This window comes from Streptacidiphilus monticola (assembly GCF_042658505.1).
Lineage (GTDB): Bacteria > Actinomycetota > Actinomycetes > Streptomycetales > Streptomycetaceae > Streptacidiphilus > Streptacidiphilus monticola.
Window position 1 is genome coordinate 50,645 of sequence record NZ_JBHSQJ010000014.1, and the last position, 25,155, is coordinate 75,799.

The 25,155-nt window shown below is 70.7% G+C and carries 28 protein-coding genes and 1 tRNA gene; 9 read left to right on the plus strand and 20 right to left on the minus strand.

Features of this window, described 5'->3' with window-relative positions:
• Window positions 1-18: 18 nt before the first annotated feature.
• From ACFP3V_RS05190 to ACFP3V_RS05200, 3 genes are read right to left on the minus strand one after another with little or no spacing between them, the layout of a single operon-like run.
• Window positions 19-990: an ABC transporter ATP-binding protein gene (locus ACFP3V_RS05190; RefSeq protein ID WP_380580193.1), complete on the minus strand. Its 972-nt coding sequence runs from the start codon at window positions 988-990 to the stop codon at window positions 19-21.
• 11 nt (window positions 991-1,001) lie between these two features.
• On the minus strand, window positions 1,002-1,766 hold the full coding sequence (locus ACFP3V_RS05195; RefSeq protein WP_380580258.1) for an ABC transporter permease: 765 nt from the start codon (window positions 1,764-1,766) through the stop codon (window positions 1,002-1,004).
• Between the two features lie 55 nt (window positions 1,767-1,821).
• A complete protein-coding gene (locus ACFP3V_RS05200; protein ID WP_380580195.1) occupies window positions 1,822-2,637 on the minus strand; it encodes an ABC transporter permease in 816 nt (271 codons plus the stop codon).
• Between the two features lie 347 nt (window positions 2,638-2,984).
• Here ACFP3V_RS05200 and ACFP3V_RS05205 point away from each other — a divergent pair, with 347 nt between their 5' ends.
• Window positions 2,985-5,267, plus strand: a complete 2,283-nt coding sequence (locus ACFP3V_RS05205; RefSeq protein WP_380580196.1) for a transglycosylase domain-containing protein — start codon at window positions 2,985-2,987, stop codon at window positions 5,265-5,267.
• Between the two features lie 121 nt (window positions 5,268-5,388).
• On the opposite strand, the gene lpdA is transcribed toward ACFP3V_RS05205, so the two are convergent.
• The 3 genes from lpdA to ACFP3V_RS05220 all read right to left on the minus strand — a co-directional run bounded on the left by lpdA (window position 5,389) and on the right by ACFP3V_RS05220 (window position 7,573).
• On the minus strand, window positions 5,389-6,807 hold the full coding sequence (lpdA, locus tag ACFP3V_RS05210) for a dihydrolipoyl dehydrogenase (RefSeq protein ID WP_380580198.1): 1,419 nt from the start codon (window positions 6,805-6,807) through the stop codon (window positions 5,389-5,391).
• A 66-nt stretch (window positions 6,808-6,873) separates the two neighbouring features.
• Window positions 6,874-7,230, minus strand: coding sequence for a GroES family chaperonin (locus ACFP3V_RS05215; RefSeq protein WP_380580200.1), 357 nt, complete (start codon window positions 7,228-7,230; stop codon window positions 6,874-6,876).
• A 13-nt stretch (window positions 7,231-7,243) separates the two neighbouring features.
• A complete protein-coding gene (locus ACFP3V_RS05220; RefSeq protein WP_380580202.1) occupies window positions 7,244-7,573 on the minus strand; it encodes a DUF3618 domain-containing protein in 330 nt (109 codons plus the stop codon).
• Between the two features lie 140 nt (window positions 7,574-7,713).
• Here ACFP3V_RS05220 and bcp point away from each other — a divergent pair, with 140 nt between their 5' ends.
• Window positions 7,714-8,181 (plus strand): thioredoxin-dependent thiol peroxidase, encoded by a 468-nt coding sequence (gene bcp / locus ACFP3V_RS05225; protein WP_380580204.1) that lies wholly within the window; start codon window positions 7,714-7,716, stop codon window positions 8,179-8,181.
• Between the two features lie 63 nt (window positions 8,182-8,244).
• Here bcp and ACFP3V_RS05230 read toward each other — a convergent pair whose 3' ends face one another.
• Window positions 8,245-10,593: a glycosyl hydrolase family 18 protein gene (locus ACFP3V_RS05230; RefSeq protein WP_380580206.1), complete on the minus strand. Its 2,349-nt coding sequence runs from the start codon at window positions 10,591-10,593 to the stop codon at window positions 8,245-8,247.
• A 342-nt stretch (window positions 10,594-10,935) separates the two neighbouring features.
• On the opposite strand from ACFP3V_RS05230, the gene ACFP3V_RS05235 reads away from it, so the two are divergent.
• Together ACFP3V_RS05235 and ACFP3V_RS05240 are read left to right on the plus strand one after the other, a co-directional pair.
• Complete coding sequence (locus tag ACFP3V_RS05235; RefSeq protein ID WP_380580208.1) at window positions 10,936-11,598, plus strand: HNH endonuclease; 663 nt, start codon at window positions 10,936-10,938, stop codon at window positions 11,596-11,598.
• A gap of 20 nt (window positions 11,599-11,618) precedes the next feature.
• Window positions 11,619-11,693 (plus strand) — tRNA-Leu (locus ACFP3V_RS05240).
• A gap of 46 nt (window positions 11,694-11,739) precedes the next feature.
• On the opposite strand, the gene rdgB is transcribed toward ACFP3V_RS05240, so the two are convergent.
• The 3 genes from rdgB to ACFP3V_RS05255 form a co-directional block, all read right to left on the minus strand.
• On the minus strand, window positions 11,740-12,363 hold the full coding sequence (rdgB, locus tag ACFP3V_RS05245; protein WP_380580210.1) for an RdgB/HAM1 family non-canonical purine NTP pyrophosphatase: 624 nt from the start codon (window positions 12,361-12,363) through the stop codon (window positions 11,740-11,742).
• Window positions 12,363-13,088 carry a ribonuclease PH gene (gene rph, locus ACFP3V_RS05250; protein ID WP_380580213.1) on the minus strand — a complete coding sequence of 242 codons (726 nt, stop codon included), beginning with the start codon at window positions 13,086-13,088 and terminating at the stop codon, window positions 12,363-12,365. The genes rdgB and rph overlap by 1 nt, the downstream gene beginning before the upstream one ends.
• Before the next feature lie 83 nt (window positions 13,089-13,171).
• Window positions 13,172-13,408: a PTS sugar transporter subunit IIB gene (locus tag ACFP3V_RS05255; RefSeq protein WP_380580215.1), complete on the minus strand. Its 237-nt coding sequence runs from the start codon at window positions 13,406-13,408 to the stop codon at window positions 13,172-13,174.
• A gap of 193 nt (window positions 13,409-13,601) precedes the next feature.
• On the opposite strand from ACFP3V_RS05255, the gene ACFP3V_RS05260 reads away from it, so the two are divergent.
• Both ACFP3V_RS05260 and ACFP3V_RS05265 read left to right on the plus strand, forming a co-directional pair.
• Window positions 13,602-14,900 (plus strand): PTS transporter subunit EIIC, encoded by a 1,299-nt coding sequence (locus ACFP3V_RS05260; RefSeq protein WP_380580218.1) that lies wholly within the window; start codon window positions 13,602-13,604, stop codon window positions 14,898-14,900.
• A 120-nt stretch (window positions 14,901-15,020) separates the two neighbouring features.
• Window positions 15,021-16,256, plus strand: coding sequence for a PTS transporter subunit EIIC (locus ACFP3V_RS05265; protein ID WP_380580220.1), 1,236 nt, complete (start codon window positions 15,021-15,023; stop codon window positions 16,254-16,256).
• Window positions 16,257-16,263: 7 nt separating this feature from the next.
• Here ACFP3V_RS05265 and ACFP3V_RS05270 read toward each other — a convergent pair whose 3' ends face one another.
• The 8 genes from ACFP3V_RS05270 to clpS form a co-directional block, all read right to left on the minus strand.
• Window positions 16,264-17,010, minus strand: coding sequence for an MBL fold metallo-hydrolase (locus ACFP3V_RS05270; RefSeq protein ID WP_380580222.1), 747 nt, complete (start codon window positions 17,008-17,010; stop codon window positions 16,264-16,266).
• A 116-nt stretch (window positions 17,011-17,126) separates the two neighbouring features.
• The gene (locus ACFP3V_RS05275; protein WP_380580224.1) at window positions 17,127-17,324 is read right to left on the minus strand and encodes a helix-turn-helix transcriptional regulator; all 198 of its coding nucleotides are present in this window, start codon (window positions 17,322-17,324) and stop codon (window positions 17,127-17,129) included.
• A gap of 389 nt (window positions 17,325-17,713) precedes the next feature.
• On the minus strand, window positions 17,714-18,682 hold the full coding sequence (locus ACFP3V_RS05280; RefSeq protein ID WP_380580226.1) for a PLP-dependent cysteine synthase family protein: 969 nt from the start codon (window positions 18,680-18,682) through the stop codon (window positions 17,714-17,716).
• Window positions 18,682-18,960 (minus strand): MoaD/ThiS family protein, encoded by a 279-nt coding sequence (locus tag ACFP3V_RS05285; RefSeq protein ID WP_380580228.1) that lies wholly within the window; start codon window positions 18,958-18,960, stop codon window positions 18,682-18,684. The genes ACFP3V_RS05280 and ACFP3V_RS05285 overlap by 1 nt, the downstream gene beginning before the upstream one ends.
• 95 nt (window positions 18,961-19,055) lie before the next feature.
• Window positions 19,056-19,157, minus strand: a complete 102-nt coding sequence (locus ACFP3V_RS05290) for a putative leader peptide (protein WP_380580230.1) — start codon at window positions 19,155-19,157, stop codon at window positions 19,056-19,058.
• A 119-nt stretch (window positions 19,158-19,276) separates the two neighbouring features.
• Window positions 19,277-19,705, minus strand: a complete 429-nt coding sequence (locus ACFP3V_RS05295; protein ID WP_380580232.1) for a M67 family metallopeptidase — start codon at window positions 19,703-19,705, stop codon at window positions 19,277-19,279.
• Between the two features lie 44 nt (window positions 19,706-19,749).
• A complete protein-coding gene (locus tag ACFP3V_RS05300; protein ID WP_380580234.1) occupies window positions 19,750-20,313 on the minus strand; it encodes a DUF2017 domain-containing protein in 564 nt (187 codons plus the stop codon).
• A gap of 17 nt (window positions 20,314-20,330) precedes the next feature.
• Entirely contained in the window at window positions 20,331-20,675 is a 345-nt protein-coding gene (gene clpS, locus ACFP3V_RS05305) for an ATP-dependent Clp protease adapter ClpS (protein ID WP_380580236.1), read from the minus strand.
• 133 nt (window positions 20,676-20,808) lie between these two features.
• Here clpS and ACFP3V_RS05310 point away from each other — a divergent pair, with 133 nt between their 5' ends.
• The 3 genes from ACFP3V_RS05310 to ACFP3V_RS05320 all read left to right on the plus strand — a co-directional run bounded on the left by ACFP3V_RS05310 (window position 20,809) and on the right by ACFP3V_RS05320 (window position 23,992).
• Entirely contained in the window at window positions 20,809-22,116 is a 1,308-nt protein-coding gene (locus tag ACFP3V_RS05310) for a nicotinate phosphoribosyltransferase (protein ID WP_380580238.1), read from the plus strand.
• 53 nt (window positions 22,117-22,169) lie between these two features.
• Window positions 22,170-22,772 carry an isochorismatase family protein gene (locus ACFP3V_RS05315; protein ID WP_380580240.1) on the plus strand — a complete coding sequence of 201 codons (603 nt, stop codon included), beginning with the start codon at window positions 22,170-22,172 and terminating at the stop codon, window positions 22,770-22,772.
• Window positions 22,773-23,719: 947 nt separating this feature from the next.
• Entirely contained in the window at window positions 23,720-23,992 is a 273-nt protein-coding gene (locus ACFP3V_RS05320; RefSeq protein WP_380580242.1) for a hypothetical protein, read from the plus strand.
• A gap of 12 nt (window positions 23,993-24,004) precedes the next feature.
• Here the strand turns inward: ACFP3V_RS05320 and ACFP3V_RS05325 are convergent, their stop codons facing one another.
• Entirely contained in the window at window positions 24,005-24,562 is a 558-nt protein-coding gene (locus tag ACFP3V_RS05325; RefSeq protein WP_380580244.1) for an RDD family protein, read from the minus strand.
• 35 nt (window positions 24,563-24,597) lie between these two features.
• Window positions 24,598-25,155, minus strand: a 558-nt coding sequence (locus ACFP3V_RS05330; protein WP_380580246.1) for an RDD family protein, incomplete at its 5' end; no start/stop codon positions are given.

Here is a 25,155-nt window from a genome sequence, read left to right on the forward strand (position 1 = left end):
TTCGAGGACCCCAGGACCCTACCGGTTCGCGCCCGCTCCGTGCCGGGCCTCCCCGTACATGCGGGCGATCACCTCCTCGATGTCGGGTTCCCGCACCGACAGGTCCAGCAGTTCGTGCCGTCCGGCCAGCATGGCGACCAGCGGGGCGGCGCTCTCCCCGGCCGGGAAGGACAGCCACTGCCGGGTGCCCTCGACCCGGACGGTGCGCGCGCCGGGCAGGTCCAGGGCCGGGGCGGGACGGGCCAGGTCGACGACCAGAGTCCGTTCGCTGCGCCCGAGTTCGTGCAGTCCGGCGAGGCCGCCGTCGTAGACCACCCGGCCGTGGTCGATCACCATGACCCGGGAGCAGAGCCGCTCGATGTCGGTCAGGTCGTGGGTGGTCAGCAGTACGGTGGTGCCCCGCTCGGCGTTGATCTCGGCGAGGAACGCGCGGACCCGGTTCTTGCTGACCACGTCGAGGCCGATCGTCGGCTCGTCCAGGTAGAGCACCTCCGGGTCGTGCAGCAGCGCGGCGGCGATGTCCCCGCGCATCCGCTGCCCCAGCGAGAGTTGGCGCACGGGCGTGTCCAACAGCGGTGCCAGTTCCAGCAGTTCGACGCAGTGGTCGAGGTTGGCCCGGTAACGCCGGTCCGGGATGCGGTAGATGCGACGGGCCAGCTCGTAGGAGTCGCGCAGCGGAAGGTCCCACCAGAGCGTGGTGCGCTGGCCGAACACCACGCCCATCCGCTGGGCCAGCCTCACCCGTTCCCGGGTCGGATCGGCCCCCGCCACCCGCAGCCGCCCGGAGCTGGGCACGAGGATGCCGGTGAGCATCTTGATGGTGGTGGACTTCCCGGCCCCGTTCGGCCCGATGTAGCCGACGACCTCCCCGGCGTCCACGGAGAAGGTGAGCCCCTCGACGGCGTGCACGGTCGTCCGCTCGCGGCGCAGGCGCCCGCTGCGGCGGCGCACGCTGAAGGACTTGGTGACGTTCTCGACCTCGATCAGCATGGCGGTACTCCTCAACTTCCGGTGCTGCGGTAGGAGCGGATGCCGGCCCGCCAGGCGAGTCCGGCCGCGGCGGCGCAGAGCAGCGCCGCCAGGGGCGAGGCGAACCGGAGCCAGCCGGGCACCCCGACCGGATCGGGCACGCCGAGCACGTAGAGCGCGGGCAGCCAGTTGACGAAGGCCAGCGGCACCCCGTAGACGGTGCCGAGGACAAGGTCGCGGGCGAAGACGGTGGGCGGGTACTGCAGCAGGGTGGCGCCGCCGTAGGTCAGGGAGTTCTGCACCTCGGCGGCGTCGGCGGCGACGAACTGGAAGGCCGCTCCCGCCACGAAGACCGAGCCGAAGATGACCGTCCCGCACAGCAGCATCCCGGCCAGCACCAGCACCCGGCCCGGCGTCCAGTCCAGGTGCAGCCGGAGCAGCGCCCAGACCAGCACCAGTCCCGACTGGGTGACCCGCCCGAGCCGGCGCAGCGCGAAGCGGTCGGCGGCGACCTGCACGAAGGCGGAGACTGGCCGGACCAGGACGGTGTCGACGGAGCCCTCGCGCACCCGCTGCCCGAGCTGGTCCATCGATCCGATCAGCAGGTCGGCCAGGCCCAGGGTGACCCCGGAGGTCCCGTAGAGGAAGGCGACCTGCGGCATGGTCCAGCCGCCGAGCAGGTGCGTGTGCCCGAACATGATCACGATGACGACGAAGTCCATGAAGGACGCGAGCGCGTTCCCGGTGAAGGTGATCCAGAACGCGGTCGGGTACGCCATGGCGGACCGGATCCACATCCGCACGATCAGGGCGTAGGCCCCCAGCGGGTGCGGCCGCCGCGGTGACAGGGCGTCAGCCACCTTGCAGCACCACCTTCCTGGTGGCCCGGGCCTGCACCAGCCGGCCCAGGGCGAGGACGAGGACGGCCCAGCCGAGCTGGGTGCCGAGCGCGGCCGCGAGTCCGGCCGCGTCGTAGCGCTGCAGCAGGACGTCGGCGGGCACCTGGAACACGGCGATCCACGGCAGTGCGTGGGCGAGCGTCTGCAGGGCCGGCGGGAAGAGCGCGACCGGGAGGAAGAAGCCGGAGAAGAAGGCGCAGCACAGGGTGTACACCATCTGCACCCCGCGCACGTCTACGATCCAGAAGCCGGTGAGCGCGACCAGGTAGCGCAGCGCGAAGCTGACGATCGCGGCGAGCAGCACGGACAGCGCGAAGGCCGCCCAGCCGAGCGCGGTCTGCGCGGGCGTGCCCTGCGGCAGCCGCAGCGGGAAGAGCAGCCCGCCGACCAGCAGCGGGAGGACGCCGTTGGCCAGCGCCTGGTAGCCGAAGCGGCCCAGGTCGCTGCCGAGCCACCAGGCCTGCAGGTCCGCCGGGCGGTAGAGGTCGACGGCGACGTCCCCGGAGTGGATCCGCGCCTCCAGGTCCTCCAGGGAGCCGGAGCCGTAGATGGAGACCGCGGCGAGCAGCGACTGCCCGATCCAGGCGTAGGTGAGGGCCTCGGACAGGGTGTAGCCGCCCAGGTGCGGGCGGACGTGCCAGAGGGCGAGGTAGGTGTAGGCGATGATCAGGCCGAAGACGCTGTTGGTGAAGACGCGGGCGAAGGTCGCCACGCGGTAGGTGGCGTAGCGGCGGAAGCTTCCGCGCGCCACGGCCAGGTAGAGCCTCAATGCAGCCTCCCGTCCATCCGATGTCGACAAATCGACAGGGCTGGGCGGCGTTCCGCGCGGTCGCGCGGGAACGCCGAAATGGCCCCGTCCGCCAGCACCCGGGGGGTGCGCGGAGGGGCTTGCCTCTGCCGTATGCGGTTGTGTGTCCAGTTGTGCTCGCAGCGTATCGGTCCACTGCGGCGTCTGTCACAACCATGCGACAGAGGGAGTCCTCACAGGCCCGTGGTTCGTCTTTTCTCATGACGTTCGGGCAAGGTGGGACACGAATGCCTGAAACGGGCGTTTAACGATCTTTACTCGCATAATGGCGGCAGCTGAAGCCGTCCGGACCTGGAGCAGTGCAGCACATGGGCAAGGCAGACACCGGCGACCCCATGGAGCACACCCCACTGGAGGCCGAGGACCGCATGGACGGCAGCAGCCGCGCACGCCGCCAGGCCCGCAAGGCGGAGCGCCGCGCCCGCCGCCGCGCGCTGCCCTGGTACCGCAGGATCATCCCCACCTGGCGGATGGCCCTCGGCGGCCTGCTCACCGTGGTCCTCGTCGGCATCGCCGCCTTCGTCGGCCTCTACCTGGCGGCCAGCGTCCCCAACCCCAACGCCCAGGCGGCGGCGCAGTCGGACGTCTACTACTACGCGGACGGCAGGACCGAGATCGGGCAGACCGGGGACGTCAACCGGATCTCCGTGCCGATCGACCAGATCTCGATCAACATGCAGCACGCGGCGGTCTCCGCCGAGGACCGCACCTTCTACAGCAACCGCGGCGTCAGCGTCACCGGCATGCTCCGCGCGGCCTGGGACACCGTCAAGGGCCAGGGCCTGCAGGGCGGTTCGACCATCACGCAGCAGTACGTGAAGAACTACTACCTCTCCCAGGAGCAGACGATCACCCGCAAGGTGAACGAGTTCTTCATCTCGCTCAAGGTCGACCAGACCCAGAGCAAGAACGACATCATGGCCGGCTACCTGAACACCAGCTACTTCGGCCGCAACGCGTACGGCATCCAGGCCGCAGCCCAGGCCTACTTCGGGGTCAGCGCCTCGCAGTTGACGGTCGCGCAGAGCGCCTACCTCGCCTCGCTGCTGCAGGCGCCCAGTGCCTACTCCTCCTCCAGCGGGCAGGCCGCCCTCAAGGCGCGCTGGAACTACACCATGGACGGCATGGTCAAGCTCGGCTTCGTCGACCAGGCGACCCGCGACCGGACCGCCTTCCCCACGGCCAAGGCCAACTGGTCCACTCCCGGCCTCAGCGGCCAGGCCGGCTACCTCATCGACATCGCCCGCAGCTACCTGCTGGACAACAAGATCATGACCGACGACCAGCTCGCCGCCGGCGGCTGGAAGATCGTCACCACCTTCGACAACAGCGACCAGAAGGCCCTGGCCGCCTCCGTGAAGAAGGTCTTCGCTGAGAATCTGCCGAACAGCAAGAAGGCCGCCTGGGTCCGGGCCGGCGCCGCCTCGATCGACCCGACCACCGGCAAGCTCGTCGCCGCCTACGGCGGACCCGACTACGCCAAGCAGCAGTACAACGACGCCACCCGCACCGACATCCCGGTCGGCTCGACCTTCAAGGCCTTCGACCTCGCCGCGGGCCTGGAGAACAACGCCACCACCCAGGACGGGCGGCCGATCACCCCGAACACCTACTACGACGGCACCAGCGGCCGCCAGGTCGAGGGCCTGCCCAACGGCGTCGCGGCGTTCAGCCCCGACAACGAGGACAACGTCGACTACGGCCAGGTGACGCTGCGGTACGCCATGCAGAAGTCGATCAACTCGGTCTACGCCCAGGAGGCCGCCGACGCGGGCCTGGACAACGTCCGCAGGATCGCCATCGCCGCCGGACTCCCCGCCGACACCCCGGACATGAGCGCGGCGAACGCCGCCCTCTCCCTCGGCGTGGCCACCCCGAGCCCGCTCGAGATGGCCGGCGCCTACGGCACCTTCGCCAACCACGGCCAGCACATCGGCACCTGGTCGGTGGCCTCGGTGACCCGCGGCGACGAGCACATCGCGATGCCGCAGCACAAGGCCGTCCAGGCGATGAGCCGCAACACCGCCGACGCGGTCACCTCCGTCCTCAAGGGAGTCGTCTCCCCCAACGGCACCGGCTACGTCGCCCTCGGCCTCGGCCGTCCGGCCGCCGGCAAGACCGGCACCACGGACGACAACGTCTCCGCGTGGTTCACCGGCTACACGCCCCAACTGGTCACGTCCGTGGGCCTGTTCGCGGAGAACCCGACCAGCCACAAGCACGAGAGCCTGGGCGTCTCGGCCGGGCTCACCCGCGTCAACGGCGGCTCGTTCCCCGCGCAGATCTGGACCGACTACATGACGGACGCGCTCAGCGGCCAGCCGGTGAAGTCCTTCGACCTGCAGTACAGCAGCTCGTGGAGCGCGCCCACGTCCTCGCCGAGCGCGAGCAGCAGCGCGAGCGCGACCCCCAGCACCGCCCCGAGCACCACCGCGCCGTCCCCGACCGCGACGCCCTCCCCCACGGCGACGCCGTCGCAGACGCCCACCCCCAGCACCAGCCCCACCCAGACGGCCGCGCCGAGTCCCACCCCCACCCGCACGAAGCGCCCGACCCCCACGCTGACCCCGCAGTCCACCAACAGCCCGTAGTTGCAGCCCCCTTGGGGGCGCGAGGAACTGCGCGAGGAACACACCACCCGGGGAGGTCCGACCCCGTTGAACGGGCCGGACCTCCCCGGGTGGTGTGTTCCTCGCGCCCCCGGCGGGGGCCTCAGAAGTTGATCATGTGGCCGGACAGGCCGTGGACGGCCTCCTTGACCGCCTCGCCCAGGGTCGGGTGCGCATGCACGTTCCGGGCCACCTCATGGACCGTCAGGTCCCACTGCTGCGCGAGCGTCAGCTCCGGCAGCAGCTCGGTCACCTCGGGTCCGATCAGGTGCGCGCCCAGCAGCTCGCCGTACTTCTGGTCGGAGACCAGCTTCACGAACCCGCCCGGGTCGCCCAGGCCGTGCGCCTTCGCGTTCGCCGTGAAGGGGAACTTGACCACCTTCACGTCGTAGCCGGCCTCCCGCGCCTGCGCCTCGGTGTAGCCGAAGGACGCGATCTGCGGCTGGCAGTACGTCGCCCGCGGGATCATCACGTAGTCCAGCTCCATCGTCTCCGCGTCACCGATGGTCTCCGCGGCCACGATGCCCATGGCCTCCGCCGCGTGAGCGAGCATCAGCTTCGCCGTGACGTCGCCGATCGCGAAGATGTTCGGCACGGACGTGCGGCAGCGCTCGTCCACCGCGATCGCGCCGCGCTCGGTCAGCTGCACACCCGTCTTCTCCAGTCCGTAGCCCTGGGTCCGCGGGGTGAAGCCGATGGCCTGCAGCACCTTGTCCGTCTCCAGGACCTTCTGCTGGCCGTCCTTGCCCGTCACCGTCACCCGGACCTTGGCGCCCGAGTCGTCGATCGAGTCCACCCGGGTGGACGTCAGCACGTCGATGCCGAGCTTCCTGTACCGCTTCTCCAGCTCCTTCGAGACCTCGGCGTCCTCCAGGGGCACCATCCGGTCCAGGAACTCGACGACCGTCACCTTCACGCCGAAGTTGTGCAGCACGTAGGCGAACTCGACGCCGATCGCACCCGCACCCGCGATCACGATCGACTCGGGCAGGTCCTTCGACAGGATCTGCTCCTCGTAGGTGACCACCCGGTCGCTCAGGCTGGTCCCCGGCAGCAGCCGCGTCGTCGCGCCGACCGCGATGATGCAGCTGCCGAAGGACACCGTCTCCTCGCCGCCGTCGTTCAGCCGCACCCGCAGCGTGTTGGCGTCCAGGAACTCGCCCCAGCCCTGGAACTGGGTGATCTTGTTCTTCTTCATCAGGAAGTTGACGCCCTTGACCCGGCCGTCCGCCACCTGCCGGCTGCGCTCGAACGCCGCTCCGTAGTCGAAGCTGATCCGCCCGTCCGCGTCCTGGCCGTCCACCTTCACGCCGAAGAGCTTCGTCTCCGCCGCCATCAGGTACGCCAGCTCCGCATTGCGCAGCAGCGCCTTGGACGGGATGCAGCCCACGTTCAGGCAGACACCGCCCCAGTACTTGCCCTCCACGATCGCCGTGGACAGCCCCAGCTGGGCCGACCGGATCGCGGCCGTGTACCCACCGGGGCCGGCCCCGAGAACCACCACATCAAAGTGCGCACTCATGACTCGCACGATATCCCCGTGACGCCCCGTCAGCCTGCGTGCTGCGTCACAGGCGTCACCGCGCGGTCACAGGTACAGGCCGGTGTTCCCGTCCGCGTCGCCGACCCGCTCCGCCGCCACCGCGTGCACGTCGCGCTCGCGCAGCAGCACGTACAGCGTCCCGCGGACCTCCACCTCGGCCCGGTCCTCCGGGTCGAAAAGGACCCGGTCCCCCGGCTGGATGGACCGCACGTTCTGGCCCACCGCCACCACCTCGGCCCACGCACAGCGCTTGCTCAGCTCCGCCGTCGCCGGAATCAGGATGCCGCCCGTCGAACGGCGCTCACCCTCGGGCCCGTCGGTCCGCACCAGCACCCGGTCGTGCAGCATCCGGATGGGCAGCTTCTCGCCGAAGGAACCGAGGGAGGAGTCGTTCTTGCTCATTCGTGTGAATCTACTACTTCCGCCGCCGCAGCAGCACCAGGGCCGCCCCCAGGGCCACCGCCCCGCCCACCACCGGCAGCACCAGTTCCTTGCGCGGCTGCCCCTTCTCGTCCACGAAGCGCGAGCGCACCTGCTCCACCCCGCGGTTGACCGCCACGAAGCCGCGCCCCAGGGTCCGGTCCACCGCCGCCTTCGCCTGCGCCTTCACCTGGTTCACCAAGGTCGACGGGTGCACCGCCACCGCCAGCTCGTCCAGCGTGGCCGCCAGCTGCGCCCGGGTGCGGACGATGTCCGCCTCGATCTGGGCGGCAGTACGCGTGTCCTGGTCCGCCTTCTCAGCCACGCCGGCCCCTTCCACGGATTCCCTCGGAATCGCTCGTCGGTCTCCACCTGTATTCGCTACTCGACAGTCTGTCAGGTGACGCCGTGTCATGCGCAGCGGCACCCCGCCCACCGTCGTACGGACGAGGTACGGTCAGGGCCATGACCGCTCGACTCCAGCCAGGCGACACCGCCCCCGCGTTCACCCTCCCCGACGCCGACGGGAAGCCGGTCTCCCTCGCCGACCACCTCGGCCGCAAGGTCATCGTCTACTTCTACCCCGCTGCGCTCACCCCCGGCTGCACCAAGCAGGCCTGCGACTTCACGGACAACCTCGACGTCCTCGCCCAGGCCGGCTACGACGTCATCGGCGTCTCTCCCGACAAGCCCGAGAAGCTCGCGAAGTTCCGCGAGAAGGAGCACCTCACGGTCACCCTGGTCGCCGACCCCGACAAGGAGGTGCTCCAGGCATACGGCGCCTTCGGCGAGAAGACCATGTACGGGAAGACCGTCACCGGCGTCATCCGCTCCACCGTCGTCGTCGACGAGCAGGGCAAGGTCGAGCACGCCTTCTACAACGTGCGCGCCACCGGCCACGTCGCCAAGCTGCTCAAGGACCTCAAGGTCTGAGCGACGAACGGGAGGTGGCGCACCGTCAGCCGGTGCGCCACCTCCCGCGGGCTCTGGCTCGTGCTACTGCATCGAGCTGTTCATCGTGTTGATCAGCGTGCCCGAGCTGTCGTCGCCCTCGAAGGAGAAGGCGAAGATGCCGCCCAGGCCCTTCGACGCCGCGTAGGAGCCGCGCGCCGTGATCGCCTGCGGGGTGTCACCCGTGTAGAAGTTGGTGCCGTCGTAGATCCACGAGCTCTGCGTCGTGGCGTCCCAGTGCACCGACGAGCCGGAGGTCAGACCCTTCGCCGCCAGCTCCTTCCAGTCCGCGATGCCCGCCTGCTGGGTGTAGGTCTGCGCCGGGCTGGCACCCGTCGCCGACTGGTACAGGCCGTAGTTGGAACCCGCGGGCACCCCGGTCCAGCCGCGGAAGTAGAACGGCACGCCCAGCACCAGCTTGGAGGCCGGGAAGCCGCCGGTGATCCCGTAGGCCGAGTCGCCCGTGGTGTAGGCCTTGATCGTCTCGTCCACGTTGTACTTGGCCGTGCCCGGCGCGATCGCCTTGCTCGGGTCGCCGGACGAGTCGTGCAGCGGGTCCTGGAAGTTGGTCGGACCCGTCGAGTCCCAGGCACCGTGCATGTCGTAGGTCATGATGTTGCCGTAGTCCAGGTACTGGCCGATCGCCGCCGGCTGGATCAGCGAGATCTTGTCCTGGCCCGAGGGCAGCGCCGCCGTCAGCAGGTAGTGCTTGCCGATGCTGTCGCCGTAGGCGTCCAGCTCGGTGCGGAACTCCTTGAGCAGCGCCGTGTAGTTGGCCGTGTCCGCCGAGGAGGTGTGGTTGCCGTAGTGCCCGCCGGTCGAGGCCGGGTACTCCCAGTCGATGTCGATGCCGTCGAAGATGCCCGCGGCCGAGCCGGTGCCGCCCGAGGCGTCACCGCCGATGCCCGTCGGCAGGTTGCCCTTGATGAACATGTCGACGCAGGACGACACGAACTTCTTCCGGGACGCGTCCGAGGCCGCCACGTCGGAGAAGTACTTCGAGTAGGTCCAGCCGCCGATGGAGGCGGTGATCCGCAGGTTCGGGTACTTCGCCTTCAGCTGGCGCAGCTGGTTGAAGTTGCCCTTGATCGGCTGCGACCAAGAGTCCGCGGAGCCGTCGACCGAGATGTCCGAGGTGTAGGACTTCTGGTAGTCCGCGAACGCGTCGCCCGCGCCGTCACCCGCGTTGGGGTCCGACTCGTTGGAGGCGTCCGAAGCCTTGATGGTCTCGAAGCAGGTGAGGTTGGTCGGGTCGATGTTCTCGAAGGCGTACGTGATCGCCTTCATGCCCGCGGCCGCGCCCGAAGTGCCCACGTTCTTCGGGTAGTAGGCGTTGCCGTAGATCGACCACTGGTCGAAGTACGCCGACTTCATCGCCCCGGTGGCGGCGGCGCCGGTGGTCACCGTGACGGTCGACGACTGGGCGGAGGCGTGGCCGTCCTTGTCATAGCCCTGGACCGAGAAGGTGTAGGAGGTGTTCGGCTTGAGGGACGTCACGGCCACCTTGGTGCCCATGGACGTCGCCATCAGGTTCGAGCCCGAGTACACCTTGTAGCCCGGCACGTCACCGGTCTGCGAATTGTCGGTCGAGGCTGCCCAGGAGAGCGTCACGGCCGTGTTCTGGACGGTGGCGGTGAGCCCGGTGGGGGTCGACACCAGTCCGTCCCCGGTCGGGCCGGTGCCGGTGCCGGAGCTGCTGCTCGCGCTGGCCGACGGGCTGGCCGAGGTGGCCGACGCGCTCGGGCTGGCGCTCGTGGCGGACGCGGACGGGCTGGCCGACGTCGCGGACGCCGACGGACTCGCGGAGGTCGCGGAGGCGGACGGGCTCGCGGACGTGGCGGAGGCGGACGGGCTCGCCGTGGACGTGGATCCGCCGGGGCCGCTCAGCACGACATCGTCGGCGTAGTAGGTGCCCTGGCCGTACCAGCCGTGCGTGAACACCTGCACGGAGGTGGTCGACGCACCCGTGGTGAACGTCGTGCTCAGCTGCGAGTAACTCGCCGCGGAAGGCGTCCAGGTGGAGGCATTGACCCCGGTGCCGGTCGCGCCGATGTAGACGTACGCGCCCTGCACGTAGGCGGAGAGCGTGTAGGTCGTGTTCGGCAGGACGGAGACCGTCTGGGTGCACTGCGCGTTGTCGGACGCGGAGGCGGCACCCTTGAGCGCCCAACTCCCGCCGTGGACCGGGGAACCGGTGACGGAGTCGATCGTCGAACAGCTCCAGCCGGTGAGGCTTCCCGCCTCGAAGTCACCGTTCGTCAGCAGATTGGTCGACGCGGCACTGGCGCTGGCACCACTGGCCAGCAGCCCCGCCAACGCGAACGACCCGGCAACCAGCGAGGCCGCGGTCACCGCGGCCGCACTGCGCCGGACCCTGGGGGCGCGCTCAGGCATGGGGAGTACTCCATGTCTCGTGGGGGTAGGACGAACTCCCGCGCGGCCAGGGGTGATTGGGGGAGCCCGGGCGACGCGGTGCGTGAGTGATGCGGAGGTACAGGCTTAAGTTGGCCTGGACCAAGGGGCCGCGTCAAGATGCAACTTGATTGCGTGACAGTTAAGAGCCCTTAAGGTTCGGGAAACCCGCTGGTCACCAACGGGATGGATGCATGTGGCCTAGTCCTATTGGTCGAGACCAGACGCACTGAAGAAAAGCCGTCACACAGGAGGAGTAACCCGATTGTTCGTCCGTCGTTGAGCCGTACGAACCACCGCACCACCGGAGGGGGAACTCCATCCATGAACGGCAAGGTCGTCTACACCCGCGAGTTGCTGGCTGAGGCCGTGGCCAACTCGACCAGCGTCAACGGCGTCGTCCGGTACCTCGGCCTGCGCCCGGCTGGGGGGACGCACACACACATCAGCCGTCGGATCAAGCACTACGGGATCGACACGTCGCACTTCACGTACCGCCGGGGCATGTGGCAGCTCTGCAGCGAGCAGCGCCTCGCCGAGGCCGCTGCCCGGCATAAGAGCATCGCAGCCACCCTGCGCGACATCGGCATCCCCGTCAACACCTCCACCCACAGGTGGTTCATTCGGGCCGCCGCCGCGGCCAATCTGGACACCCGGCATTTCACCGGACCGGGTCACCGCGCCGGAAGGACCTTTCCGCCGCGCATGAAGGCAGAGGAGTACTTCGTACGGCGGCCTGAGGGCAGCACGCGTCCGAAGCCGGGCACCATGCGCAGAATGCTGCGGCACGTCGGTCGCGAGGAGCGGTGCGCCGGCTGCGGCACCGGTCCCGAGTGGCACGGCCGCCCGATGACGCTCGAAGTGGATCACATCGATGGGGACTGGCTGAACAACACCCTCGAGAACCTGAGGTTCCTCTGCCCCAACTGCCATGCGACGACGCCCACATATTGCGGGCGTAACAAGGGGTCGGACACAGGGCGCTGACCGGATAAGCTGGCTGCCTTGCGCCTGTACCCCAGCTGGCCAGAGGGCGCCGGTTTAGGTCCGGTGTGTCGTGGGTTCGAGTCCCACCGGGCGCACAGCTACGCAGCCGGGCCCGGTCAAGCACATCCGGGCCCGGCTGCGTCAGGCTTGCAGTGCTTCCCGCAGTGCGGGCACCAGCGCCCGGAATGCCTCGCCGCGGTGGCTGATGGCGTTCTTCTGATCCGGCGTCAGCTCCGCACATGTCACCTCGTATCCGTCCGGCTGGAGGATCGGGTCGTAGCCGAAGCCGCCGTTGCCGGCCGGCGTGAAGCGCAGCGTGCCGCGGAGGGTGCCGAGGACCACGTGCTCGGTGCCGTCGGGCAGGGCGAGGGCCGCCGCGCAGGCGAAGTGCGCGCCGCGGTGGGGCGGCTGGATGTCCGACAGCTGGGCGAGCAGCAGCTCCAGGTTGGCCCGGTCGTCCCCGTGCTTCCCGGCCCACCGGGCGGAGAAGATGCCGGGAGCGCCGCCGAGCACGTCCACGCACAGCCCGGAGTCGTCGGCCACCGCGGGCAGGCCCGTCGCCTTCGCCAGGGCGTGCGCCTTGAGCAGCGCGTTCTCGGCGAAGGTGACCCCGGACTCCACCACGTCCGGCACTTCGGGGAAGGCGTCGGCCCCGACCAGGTCGAAGTCGTCCAGCCCGGCCGCCGCCAGGATGGCGTTGAGTTCGCCCACCTTGTGGGCGTTGCGGGTGGCGAGGACCAGCGTCCGCCGCGTCTGAGGGGCCATCAGATCTCCAGCGCCTTGCGCTGGATGGCGTCCAGCTCCGCGCACCCCAGCTGTCCGAGGTCCAGCAGCTGGTTGAGCAGGTCGCGGTCGAAGGGCTCCTGCTCCGCCGTTCCCTGGATCTCGACGAAGCGGCCGTCGCCGGTGCAGACGATGTTCATGTCGGTCTCCGCGCGCACGTCCTCCTCGTAGCAGAGGTCGGTCATCGGCACGCCGCCGACGATGCCCACGGACACGGCGCTGACCGCGCCCACGACCGGGTCGGCCTTGGCCCGGGTGATCTTCTTGTCCTGGGCCCAGCGCACCGCGTCGACCAGCGCCACGTAGGCGCCGGTGATGGCGGCCGTCCTGGTGCCGCCGTCGGCCTGGAGCACGTCGCAGTCCAGGGCGATCGTGTTCTCGCTGAGCGCGCGCAGGTCGATGACGCCGCGCAGCGAGCGGCCGATCAGTCGGCTGATCTCCTGGGTGCGGCCGCCGATGCGGCCCTTGACGGACTCGCGGTCGCCGCGGGTGTTGGTGGCGCGCGGGAGCATGGCGTACTCGGCGGTGACCCAGCCCTCGCCGCTGCCCCGGCGCCAGCGGGGGACGCCCTCGGTGACGCTGGCGGTGCAGAGCACCTTGGTGTCGCCGAAGGAGACGAGCACCGAGCCCTCGGCGTGCTTGCTCCATCCGCGTTCGATGGTGACGGGTCGGAGCTGCTCGGGGGTGCGGCCGTCGATGCGTGTCATGGGTCCGACCCTACCAACGGCGGACGGCCCGCCCGGTGTCGTGCCAGGGCGGGCCGTCTCGAGCTGACGGTGTGTCAGCAGGCTCAGTCCATCATGTCTTCGATGTCGGCCGCGATGGGGTCCGCGTCGGTGCCGATGACGACCTGGATGGCGGTGCCCATCTTGACGACGCCGTGCGCGCCGGCGGCCTTGAGGGCGGCCTCGTCCACCAGGGAGGCGTCCTTGACCTCGGTGCGGAGGCGGGTGATGCAGCCCTCGACCTCTTCGATGTTGTCGAGCCCGCCGAGCCCGGCGACGATCTTCTCAGCCTTGGTGGCCATCTGTTTCTCCTGTTCCCGGCCGGCTCCCGGCCTGTGGACTCCAGTGTCCGAGGGGGCTGGGGCTTTTGCCACGGCAACCCACCGTTGGCCCAACAATGCGAGCTTGTCTCCGCTTGCGCCCGAATGATGTGGATCAGCAGGGACAGCCCGCAGCAGTGGTCTACACCAATCTAACAGGGCGGGAGGACGGGCGATGAGTTCGGCGAGCGCGACGGCACCGCGAACCCCCTGGTACCAGGGGTTCCTGAGCGGCCTTCAGAAGATGGGCCGCAGCCTGCAGGTTCCGATCGCCGTCCTGCCCGCCGCCGGCATCCTCAACCGCCTCGGCCAGCCGGACGTCTTCGGAGCCGACGGGCTCGGCTGGAACAACGTGGCGAAGGTGCTCGCCGGCGCGGGCGGCGCGCTGCTGGACGCGGGCCTCGGCCTTCCCCTCCTCTTCTGCGTCGGTGTGGCGATCGGCATGGCGAAGAAGTCGGACGGGTCCACGGCGCTCGCCGCGGTCACCGGTTTCCTCGTCTACTTCGCCGTGCTGCGCCAGTTCCCCGTGGGCTGCAGCGCCGGGCAGGCCTACACGGCGGCGGGGCTGTTCTCCGGCGTGTGCGTGACCCCCGGGGGGACGACCACCGCGGCGGCGTACCAGAACCCCGGAGTCTTCGGCGGCATCATCCTGGGCCTGCTGAGCGCCTGGTTCTGGCAGCGGTTCCACCGCACCAAGCTGGTGGACTGGCTGGGCTTCTTCAACGGGCGCCGACTGGTGCCGATCATCATGGCCGGGGTCGCCATCGTCTTCGCCTCGCTGTGCGTCTGGATCTGGCCGCCCATCGGCGACGCACTGAACAGCTTCGCCCACTGGATGAGCGGCCAGGGCGCGTGGGGGGCGGCGATCTTCGGGGTGGCCAACCGCGCGCTGCTGGTCGTCGGCATGCACCAGTTCCTGAACACCTTCATGTGGTTCCAGTTCGGGAGCTACACGACGGGCGGCGTCACCTACACCGGCGACATCCCACGCTTCCTGCACGGCGACCCCACGGCGGGCCAGTTCACCTCGGGCTTCTTCCCGATCATGATGTTCGCCCTGCCGGCGGCCGCCCTGGCCATCGCGCACACGGCGTACCCGCAGCGCCGCAAGGAGATCATGGGCCTGGCCGTGTCGGTCAGCCTGACCTCGTTCGTCACCGGCGTGACCGAGCCCATCGAGTACTCGTTCCTCTACGTGGCGCCGCTCCTCTACGTGATCCACGCGATCCTCACGGGGGTGTCGATGGGGGTCACCTGGGCGTTCGGGGTCCACGACGGCTTCAGCTTCTCGGCAGGAGTGATCGACTACGGGCTCAACTACAGCCTGGCGACGAAACCGCTGCTGATCATCCCGATCGGCCTGGTCTTCGCGGTGCTCTACTACGCGATCTTCCGGTTCGCGATCACCAGGTTCGACCTGAAGACGCCGGGCCGGGAGGACGAGGACGTGGACGCGGCGATCGTCAAGGACTGACGCCCGCTGACGCGCCTTCACATCACAACTGGAACACGCCCCTCCTCATGCGCGCGAGTGCGTGCTAAGAATGGTCTACACCACAACGTGGTGTAGACCATTCCGCACGAAGGAAACCGCATGAGCACGACCACCGCAACTGCTTCGGTGGCCCCCGCGAAGAAGCGGGGCTCCGGCCTTTTCCAGGGCCTCCAGAAGCTGGGCCGCAGCCTCCAGCTGCCGATCGCGGTCCTGCCCGCGGCCGGCATCCTGCTCCGGCTCGGCCAGCCCGACGTCTTCGGCAAGGACGGCCTCGGCTGGGGAAAGGTCGCCACGGTCTTCGCCACCGCCGGTGACGCCGTCTTCAGCAACATGCCGCTGCTCTTCTGCATCGGCGTCGCCATCGGCTTCGCCAAGAAGGCCGACGGCTCCACCGCCCTCGCGGCGGTGGTGGGCTACCTCGTCTACCACAACGTGCTGACGGCCTTCCCGGCCGCGGGCACCGTCACCGCCGCCAACCCGGCCGGCACCCCGCAGAACCCGGGCGTCCTCGGCGGCATCGTCGTGGGCCTGCTCAGCGCGGTGCTGTGGCAGCGCTACCACCGCAAGAAGCTGGTCGACTGGCTCGGCTTCTTCAACGGCCGCCGACTGGTCCCGATCATCATGGCCTTCGTCGGCGTCCTCTGCGGCGTCGTGTTCGGACTGGCCTGGGGGCCCGTGGGCACCGGCCTGGACCACTTCAGCAACTGGCTCATCGGCCTCGGCCCGCTGGGCGCCGGCATCTTCGGCGTGGTCAACCGCCTGCTGCTGCCGATCGGCATGCACCAGTTCGTCAACACCTTCTTCTGGCAGCAGGTCGGCACCTTCCACGGAGTCCACGGCGACCTCAACCGGTTCTTCGCGGGCGACCCGACGGCCGGCCAGTTCATGTCCGGGTTCTACCCGATCATGATGTTCGGCCTCCCGGCCGCGGCACTGGCCATCGTGCACACCGCCCGCCCCGAGCGCCGCAAGGTCGTCGCGGGCATGATGCTGTCGGTCGCCCTGACCGCCATCGTGACCGGCGTGACCGAGCCCATCGAGTTCGCGTTCATGTTCCTGGCCCCGGTGCTCTTCGGCATCCACGCCCTGCTGACCGGCGTCTCCATGGCCGTCACCTGGGGCCTCGGCGTCCACCACGGCTTCACCTTCTCGGCGGGCCTGCTGGACTACGCGCTGAACTGGCACTTCGCCACCAAGCCGTGGCTCATCGTCCCGATCGGCCTGGCCTTCGCGGTGATCTACTACGTGCTGTTCCGCTTCGCGATCACCAAGTTCGACCTGAAGACTCCCGGCCGGGAGGACGAGGCCGAGCTGGAGGACCTCACCAAGGCCTGAGCCTCCGTCAGATCCGGTACACCGCGCCCGGTCGAGCCAGCTCGACCGGGCCGCTGTACGCCCCGGCGGCGTCGGCGCGGTTGCGCTCGGGGTCGGTCCACGGCGGGATGTGCGTGAGCACCAGGCGCCGGGTGCCGGACTCGGCGGCCAGGAGACCCGCCTGACGGCCGTTCAGGTGGACGTCGACGTACTCCTCCTTGCCGTCGGTGTAGGCGGCCTCGGCCAGGAGCAGCTCCGAGTCCCTTGCGAGATCGGCCAGTTGGGCGCAGGGACCGGTGTCCCCGGTGTAGGCGAAAGCGCGGCCCCGGTGCTCGACCCGGAAGCCGTAGGCCTCGACGGGATGGGCGACGCGGACGGCGGTGACGGTGAGCGGTCCGAGGCCGAAGCTGCCCTCGCTGAGGTCGTGGAAGTCGAAGACCTGCTTCATGCCGGGGTCGGCGTCCATGTCGTAGGCGCGGGCCAGCCGCTCGGCCGTCCCGGCGGGCCCGAACACCGGCAGCGGCGCGGGGCAGCCCTCAGCGCGGTAGTTGCGGGCCACGTAGTACGCGCACATGTCGATGCAGTGGTCCGGGTGCAGGTGGCTCAGCAGGACGGCGTCGATCTCGTAGAGGGAGGCGTACCGCTGCAGCGCGCCGAGCGCGCCGTTGCCGAGGTCCACGACGAGGCGGAAGCCCTCGGCCTCGACGAGGTAGCAGGAGCAGGCGGAGTCGGTGGACGGGAAGCTCCCCGAACTGCCCACCACGGTCAGGTCCATGCTGCGTCCTCCGCCGGTCCTCGCGGTCCCACTGCGCTGTGACAACCACTGTGGAAGACGACTGTAGGGCGCACCGGCCCCGGCACTCCGTTGTGCGTGGCCGGTTGTGTCGGGAATCACCCGCGGTTGTGCGGCCTGCGCTTCACCCAGGCGTGGATGGTGGCCGGCCACCAGCAGGGGCGCCCGAGGCCGTCCACGAGGTCCGGCGGCGGGAGGATGCCCTGGCGGCGGTACGACTTGACCGTGGCCGGCTTGACGCCGATGTGGGCGGCGATCTCGCGGTACGACCAGAGTGGGGTTTCCGGGCTGCCCATGTACAGGCCTCCTCCTCCGTCCGCCGGGGTCGGTTCTTCGCCGGCGCTGGGGACCAGCGTTTTCCGGCCCAACGAGGGAAAGGGGGACGGATCGTCCCCTGTCGTCGTCCTGTGACGGATTCCGGAACGAATACGGACGAAGAACCCGTGGGTTCCGGACTCACCACGAGTGGGCCGAGGTGGGAGCTCCGCCAGACAGCCCCTCAGGGGCGCGAGGCCGCAGACATGTGCGGCTCCGCCGCGTCGGCACGAACAGCCCTTCACGCGCGGAGGTCCGTCCCCATGTGCGGGACGGACCTGCCTGCCTGATGTGTTGCCCCCGCTGGGGGCACCCCGGCCGAAGGCTGGGGGTCGCCTCGCGCCCCCGACGGGGGCTGCCTGGCGGGCCGTCAGGCCCAGAGTTGGCCGTGGAGGAGTTCGACTGCGGCTTCCGTCGAGGGCGCGGTGTAGATGCCGGTGGAGAGGTACTTCCAGCCGCCGTCGGCCACGACGAAGACGACGTCGGCAGGCTCGCCCGCCTTCGCGGACTTGCGGGCGACGCCGATCGCGGCGTGCAGGATGGCGCCGGTCGAGACGCCGGCGAAGATGCCCTCCTCCTGGAGGAGTTCCCGGGTGCGGCGGACGGCGTCCGCCGAGCCGACGGAGTAGCGGGTGGTCAGCACCTCGGCGTCGTACAGCTCGGGCACGAAGCCCTCGTCCAGGTTGCGCAGGCCGTAGACCAGGTCGTCGTAGCGGGGCTCGGCGGCCACGATCTGCACGCCGGGCACCTTCTCCCGCAGGAAGCGGCCGACCCCCATCAGCGTCCCCGTGGTGCCGAGGCCGGCCACGAAGTGGGTGACGGTGGGCAGGTCCGCGAGGATCTCGGGGCCGGTCGTGGCGTAGTGCGCGCCCGCGTTGTCGGGGTTGCCGTACTGGTACAGCATCACCCAGTCAGGGTGCTCGGCGGCCAGGTCCTTGGCCACGCGCACCGCCGTGTTGGAGCCGCCGGCGGCCGGGGAGGAGATGACCTCGGCTCCCCACATGCGCAGCAGTTCGCGACGTTCCTCGCTGGTGTTCTCGGGCATGACGCAGACCATGCGGTAGCCCTTGAGCTTCGCGGCCATGGCCAGCGAGATGCCGGTGTTGCCGCTGGTGGGCTCCAGGATGGTGCAGCCGGGCGTGAGCCGGCCGTCGGCCTCGGCGCGTTCGATCATGTGGAGCGCCGGGCGGTCCTTGATCGAGCCGGTGGGGTTGCGGTCCTCCAACTTGGCCCAGAGGCGGACGCGACCGTTCTCGTTGCCGGGGACGCTCGCGGAGAGCCGGGGCAGCCGCACCAGCGGCGTGTTGCCCACGGCCTCCAGCGGGGAGTCGTACTTCATCAGGCCGCGCCGCCGGCCACGGCCGGGAGGATCGTGACGTTGTCGCCCGCGGCGACGGCCGTGTTGATGCCGTCGAGGAAGCGGACGTCCTCGTCGTTCAGGTAGACGTTGACGAAGCGGCGCAGCTCGCCGCCGTCCACCAGGCGCTCGCGGATGCCGGGGTGGCGGGAGTCCAGGTCGGCGAAGAGGGCGTCCAGGGTGTCGCCGCTGCCCTCGACGGCCTTGGCGCCGTCGGTGTAGGTGCGGAGGATGGTCGGGATGCGGACCTCGATGGCCATGGCTGCGCTCCAGTGGGCGAAGTAAGCGTGGTGGTGGTGAAGTGCAGGGGGTACTGCGGGAGAACGCGCGGGTGCGGGCTCGGCGGGCGGGGGCGTCAGGACTGACAGATCGCGCTGGCGAGGCGGCACAGGTCGACGTGCAGCCGCGCCACGAGCCGGATGCCCGGGGCGGAAGTGGTCACGTCGAGGGAACGCATGCGGCCATCGTAGGGATTCCCGCGGCGGCACGGGATGCCTGTCTCAATCGGCGGATGACCTGGTTTCGCATCCCGGATGAGGCAGGCCTTCCCGCGCCCGCGCGGCAGCTGACGCGGGGTCAGCCGTAGGCCTCGACGACGCGCACGTCTTCCTCTGTGATCACGCCGTCCACGATGCGGAACGAGCGGAACTGGAAGGGGCCGTCCTCGGGGCCGCTCTCGGCGGTGGAGACCAGCACGTAGTGGGCGTTCGGCTCGGAGGCGTAGGAGACGTCGGTGCGCGAGGGGTATGCCTCGGTGGCAGTGTGCGAGTGGTAGACGACGACGGGCTCCTCGTCGCGGTCGTCCATCTCGCGGTAGAGCTTGAGCAGGTCGCCGGAGTCGAACTCGTAGAACGTGGGCGAGCGGGCGGCGTTGAGCATGGGCACGAAGCGCTCGGGGCGGTCGCTGCCCACGGGCCCGGCGACCACTCCGCAGGCCTCGTCGGGGTGGTCGGCCCGGGCGTGGGCCACGATCTTGTCGTGCAGTTCGCGGGTGATCGTCAGCATGCCGCCAGGATAGGAGAGCCGCTGACGGTGCGTGAGACGGAGTCTCAGGACGCGAGCACGTCGATCAGCGTCTCCTGCAGGCCGCCCAGCCAGAGGTAGGCCATGACCAGGGGCTTGCGCTCGTCCTCGTCGGGGAGGGAGTAGAGGGAGTCGTCGTCCTCGGCGACGTCGAGCCGGGTGCCGAGGGTGAGCCGGAGGTCGTTGAGGGCGCCGAGCCAGTGCCGGGCGGTGTCCGGGTCGAGGCGCAGCCCCAGGTCGCCGTCGTCGTCGCGGGAGGCGGCGTCGATGGAGCGGATCACGGCGAGGGCGTCGTCGCGCTTGCGGGCGCGCAGGTCGTTCTCGGTGTAGCGGCGGAACTCGGCGGAGTGGTCGGCTGCCTCCTCGCCCTCGTCGTAGGCGTCGGGGAAGAGGCGGGCGAGGGCCGGGTCCTCGGGCTTCCGGGTGGGGCCGTCGGCGAGCAGCGCGGCCAGCGGGTCCTCCTGCTCTTCGGGGCCGGGGCCGAGGAGTTCCAGCATCTGCACCTCGAGGCTGCGGAGGATGGACGCCTCCACGGCGTCGAGGGCGAGGGCGGCCGCGCCGTCGCGGGTTCGCTCGAAGAGTCCGGGCATCTGGTGGTCGGTATCCGTCACTTGTCGTGCTGCAGGGTGGCCCACAGACCATAGCCGTGCATGGCCTGGACGTCGCGCTCCATCTCCTCGCGCGTCCCGCTGGACACGGTGGCGCGTCCCTTGTGGTGGACGTCCAGCATCAGCTTGCGGGCCTTCTCCTTGGGGTAGCCGAAGTAGGTCTGGAAGACGTAGACCACGTACGACATGAGGTTGACCGGGTCGTTGTGGACGATGGTCACCCACGGGACGTCCGGATCGGGGACCTCGAAGGGCGCCGATTCCGACTCGGTGCGCTCGATCTCGGTCGGCGCGACGCTCACGGCGGAACTCCTGTGGTGAGAGGTGCTGTTCTTCCGGTGCATCTGTCCGGAACTGCTGCTCTCATGCTGCCATCCGGGCGATGCCCGAAGCGATCCGAGGGGCCGTCCTGCGGGCGCGTCGCCAACTCGGCAGAGAAATCGTCAATCTGACGCTTATTCGGGGTACGATGAACCCATGAACGAGTCGAGTGCCCTGCTCACCGACCGGTACGAGCTCACCATGCTCCAGGCCGCGCTGCGCTCCGGCGCGGCGACGCGCCGCTCGGTGTTCGAGGTGTTCACCCGCCGCCTGCCCGACGGCCGCCGCTACGGCGTGCTCGCCGGAGTCGGCCGGGTGCTGGACGCGGTGGAGAACTTCCGCTTCACGACAGCCCAGTTGGACTGGCTGGCGGACCAGAAGGTGGTGGACGAGGCCACCCTGGAGTGGCTGCGCGACTACCGCTTCTCGGGTGACGTCCGCGGCTACGGCGAGGGCGAGGTCTACTTCCCCGGCTCCCCGCTGCTGGTCGTGGAGGGCAGTTTCGCCGAGGCGGTACTGCTGGAGACGGTGATCCTCTCCATCCTCAACTACGACTCCGCGATCGCCGCCGCGGCCTCGCGGATGTCGGCCGCCGCCGGCGGCCGCCCGCTGATCGAGATGGGCGCGCGGCGCGCCCACGAACGCGCCGCGGTCGCCGCCGCGCGCGCCGCGTACGTCGCCGGCTTCGGCGCCACCTCGGACCTGGAGGCCGGCTTCGCCTACGGCATCCCCACCACCGGCACGGCCGCGCACGCGTTCACCCTGCTGCACGACACCGAGCGGGACGCCTTCGTGGCCCAGGTGGAGTCGATGGGCCGGGGCACCACGCTGCTGGTGGACACCTACGACCTGGGCGAGGCGGTGAAGACCGCCATCGACGTGGCCGGCCCCGAGCTGGGCGCGGTCCGCATCGACTCGGGCGACCTGACCCTGCTGGCGCACCGGGTCCGCCGCCAACTCGACGACCTGGGCGCGGACAAGACCCGGATCGTGGTCACCAGCGACCTCGACGAGTACGCCATCGCGGCACTGGCCGCCGCCCCCGTGGACGCCTACGGCGTCGGCACCTCGCTGGTCACCGGCAGCGGGCAGCCGACCTGCTCCATGGTCTACAAGCTGGTCGCCCGCGCCGAGTCGGCCGACCCGGACGCGCCGCTGGTCCCCGTCGCCAAGCGCTCGGCGGGCGCGAAGGCGTCACGCGGCGGACGCAAGTGGGCGGCGCGGCGGCTGGACGCGGAGGGCGTGGCGGAGGCGGAGATCGTCGGGACCGGTCCGGTGCCCGGCGAGTTGACGGACCGTCTGCTCCACCGGGACCTGGTGCGCGGCGGGGAGATCGTCGGCCGCGAGCCGCTGTCGGCGGGCCGGGGGCGCCACCTGCGCTCACGGGCGGAGCTGCCGATCTCGGCCACCCAGCTGTCCCGGGGCGAGGCCGTCATCCCCACGGAATACCTGGCTTTCGGATAGCAGCGGCGCTCCCTACGATGGCCCGCAACGTCCCTCGCGGAGGAGAACCGAGCATGCATCGGGCACTGATCATCGTCGATGTGCAGAACGACTTCTGCGAAGGCGGCAGCCTGCCCGTCGCGGGCGGGGCGGAGGTCGCCGCGGCGATCACCGACCTCGTCGCCGAGGGCGGGGGCGCGGCCGGGTACGACCACGTGGTCGCCACCCGGGACCACCACGTCGACCCGGGCGACCACTTCTCCGCGCACCCGGACTTCGTGCACAGCTGGCCCGCCCACTGCGTGGCGGGGACGGAGGGCGTCGGCTTCCACCCGAACTTCGCCCCCGCGGTCATCTCGGGGGCGGTGGAGGCCGTCTTCGACAAGGGCCGCCATGCGGCCGCGTACAGCGGATTCGAGGGCGCGGACGAGCACGGCGTGCCCCTGGCCCGATGGCTGCGCGAGCGGGACGTGACGGAGGTGGACGTGGTCGGCATCGCCACGGACCACTGCGTCCGCGCCACCGCGCTGGACGCCCGGCGGGAGGGCTTCCGCACGCGGGTCCTGCTGGACCTGACGGCGGGCGTCGCCCGCCCCACGACCGACGCCGCGCTGGGTGAACTGCGTTCGGCAGGTGTGGAACTGACGGGCACTCCGGTGGTCTCGGGAAACTCCTAGGCAGCCGATCGGCCCCCTCAGGCGCGCGAGGCTGGGAACGTGCGCCGCTCCGCCGCGCGGGCGGCGCGAGCGACACACTCCACCCGTGGAGGTTCGCCTCCGGGTGCGGGCCGGACCCCCACGGGTGGCGACCTGGCCACGACGAGGGCGCCTCCCCCCGTGGGTACATCTCGCCCCATGGGGGCGCCCCACCCGGTCGGGCCGCCGCCCCCGTCGGGGCGCCGCCCCCGTGGGCGACCTCCCCGTGGGGGGCCTCCCCCGTGGGCGACCTCCCCGTGGGGGTATCTCTCCCCGTCGGGGCACCCCGGCCGAAGGCTGGGGGAGGGTGGGGGGTCGTCGCGGCCCTGGCGGCACCCCCGTGGGGGCCTCCCCCGTGGGCGACCTCCCCGTGGGTGACCTCCCCCGTGGGCGACCTCCCCGTGGGGGTATCTCTCCCCGTCGGGGCACCCCGGCCGAAGGCTGGGGGAGGGTGGGGGGTCGTCGCGGCCCTGGCGGCACCCCCGTGGGGGCCTCCCCCGTGGGCGACCTCCCCGTGGGTGACCTCCCCCGTGGGCGACCTCCCCGTGGGGGTATCTCTCCCCGTCGGGGCACCCCGGCCGAAGGCTGGGGGAGGGTGGGGGGTCGTCGCGGCCCTGGCGGCACCCCCGTGGGGGCCTCCCCCGTGGGCGACCTCCCCGTGGGTGACCTCCCCCGTGGGCGACCTCCCCGTGGGGGTATCTCTCCCCGTCGGGGCACCCCGGCCGAAGGCTGGGGGAGGGTGGGGGGTCGTCGCGGCCCTGGCGGCACCGCTCCGGGACTCCGCTGCGCCGTCTGAATGAGCCTCTGCGCCCCCCGTGCTGCGGCTCGGGCCGCTTAGGGTGGACTTACCGGCTCCGCCCACGGGTATCTGCCGGTCGAACGCGCGCGAACTCCCGCCCAGCCACCGGCCCCTGCGAAGGACGGAACCGATGCCTCGTCCGACCCCCGCTCAGCTCGGCTACGGCACCTTCGCCGTCGTAGCCGCCGTCGTCGTCCTGCTCGCCGCCACCGGCGCGGAGAGCATGCTCGCGGTCACCCTGCTGGTGATCCTGGGGCTCATCGTCGGCACCATCGCCGCGGCGCTGGCGGTCACCGCGCCCAAGCGGCGGCCGCACAGCCAGGTGGTGGCGCAGTCGCAGCGGTCCCCGCGCGGCGCGCCCGCGGCGCGTCCCGCCCCGGCCCGCGAGCCGGTCAACCACTGAGCTGACGTGCCGTCACCAGTCCGTCCGCACCACCACGGTGCGTGCCGCCTTGTCGTGCACCGCCTGCGCGTAGGGCTGGTCCCAGGTGGCCCAGAGGCCGTCCACCAGCGGCCAGGCGCCGCAGCAGAGGATGCCGGGCAGCGTCCACACGGCCGCCCTGGTCCAGCCGGGGCTGCCGACCGGAGGGGTGCCGTCGGCGAGGTTGGCCACCCTGATACGCATCACCTTCTTGCCGACCGTCTGCCCGTGACTGTGGGTCAGCATCAGGCCCTCGTACAGGAAGTAGAGCAGCAGCACGACGATCTCGATGATCAGGCTGTAGAGCTGCCGGTCGTTGCGCTTGGCCGCGGTCGCGATCAGCGACAGCGGCACGGCCACGACAGCGACCAGCACGCCGTCGATGATCCGCGCCACGAGCCGGCGGCCCAGGCCGCCCAGCGGCGGCATCTGGCCCGCCGGGCCCGGGGCGGGCTCCTCGGGCGGCGGCGTGTAGTACGGCAGACCACCGCCGTCGACGGGCGGCTGCGGATGCTTGGCCAGAGGATCCGACGGCGGCTCAGGATTGGTCATGGAGTGAGTAGAACATCCGAATTGACCGATGTGTACTACCGGCCCGGCTGCCTCGCGGCGTTTCGCCTCGGGGCGCGCACGACCCGGGTCCGGGCGAGCCGGTCGCGGCCGAGGCCCAGTAGCAGCGTCGTGCTGAGCAGCCGCGCCACCGCCCGCCCGAGGGCCGGCCGGGAGCGGGTTCGGGCGTCGACCACGCGCAGACCGAACAGCGCCTTGCCGAGCGTGCGGCCTCGCAGTGCGGTGGGCACCGCCTCGTAGACCAGCCCGAGGCCGAGCACCACGGCCAGCAGCGCACCCACGCAGCCGAGGACCGTCGGGTCGACGAGCCACACGCGCTGCGGCAGACCGGACAGGCGGGCGTCGGCGAGCTTGTCCTGAAGGTGCGTCACCACGCGCTGCGCGAGCGGGACTCCGGCGAGGAACGCGGAAGTGCCCAGCGTCAGCGCGAGGTCCACGGCTCGCGCTCCGGCGCGCCGCAAGGCGGGCGCGGGCGCAAACGCGGGCACGCCAGCGCGGACGGCGCGCGCGGGGCGCGCAGCGCCGACCGCTGCGGTCGCCGCGTCCAGCGCGGCCGACCCCGGCCCCTCCGGGGC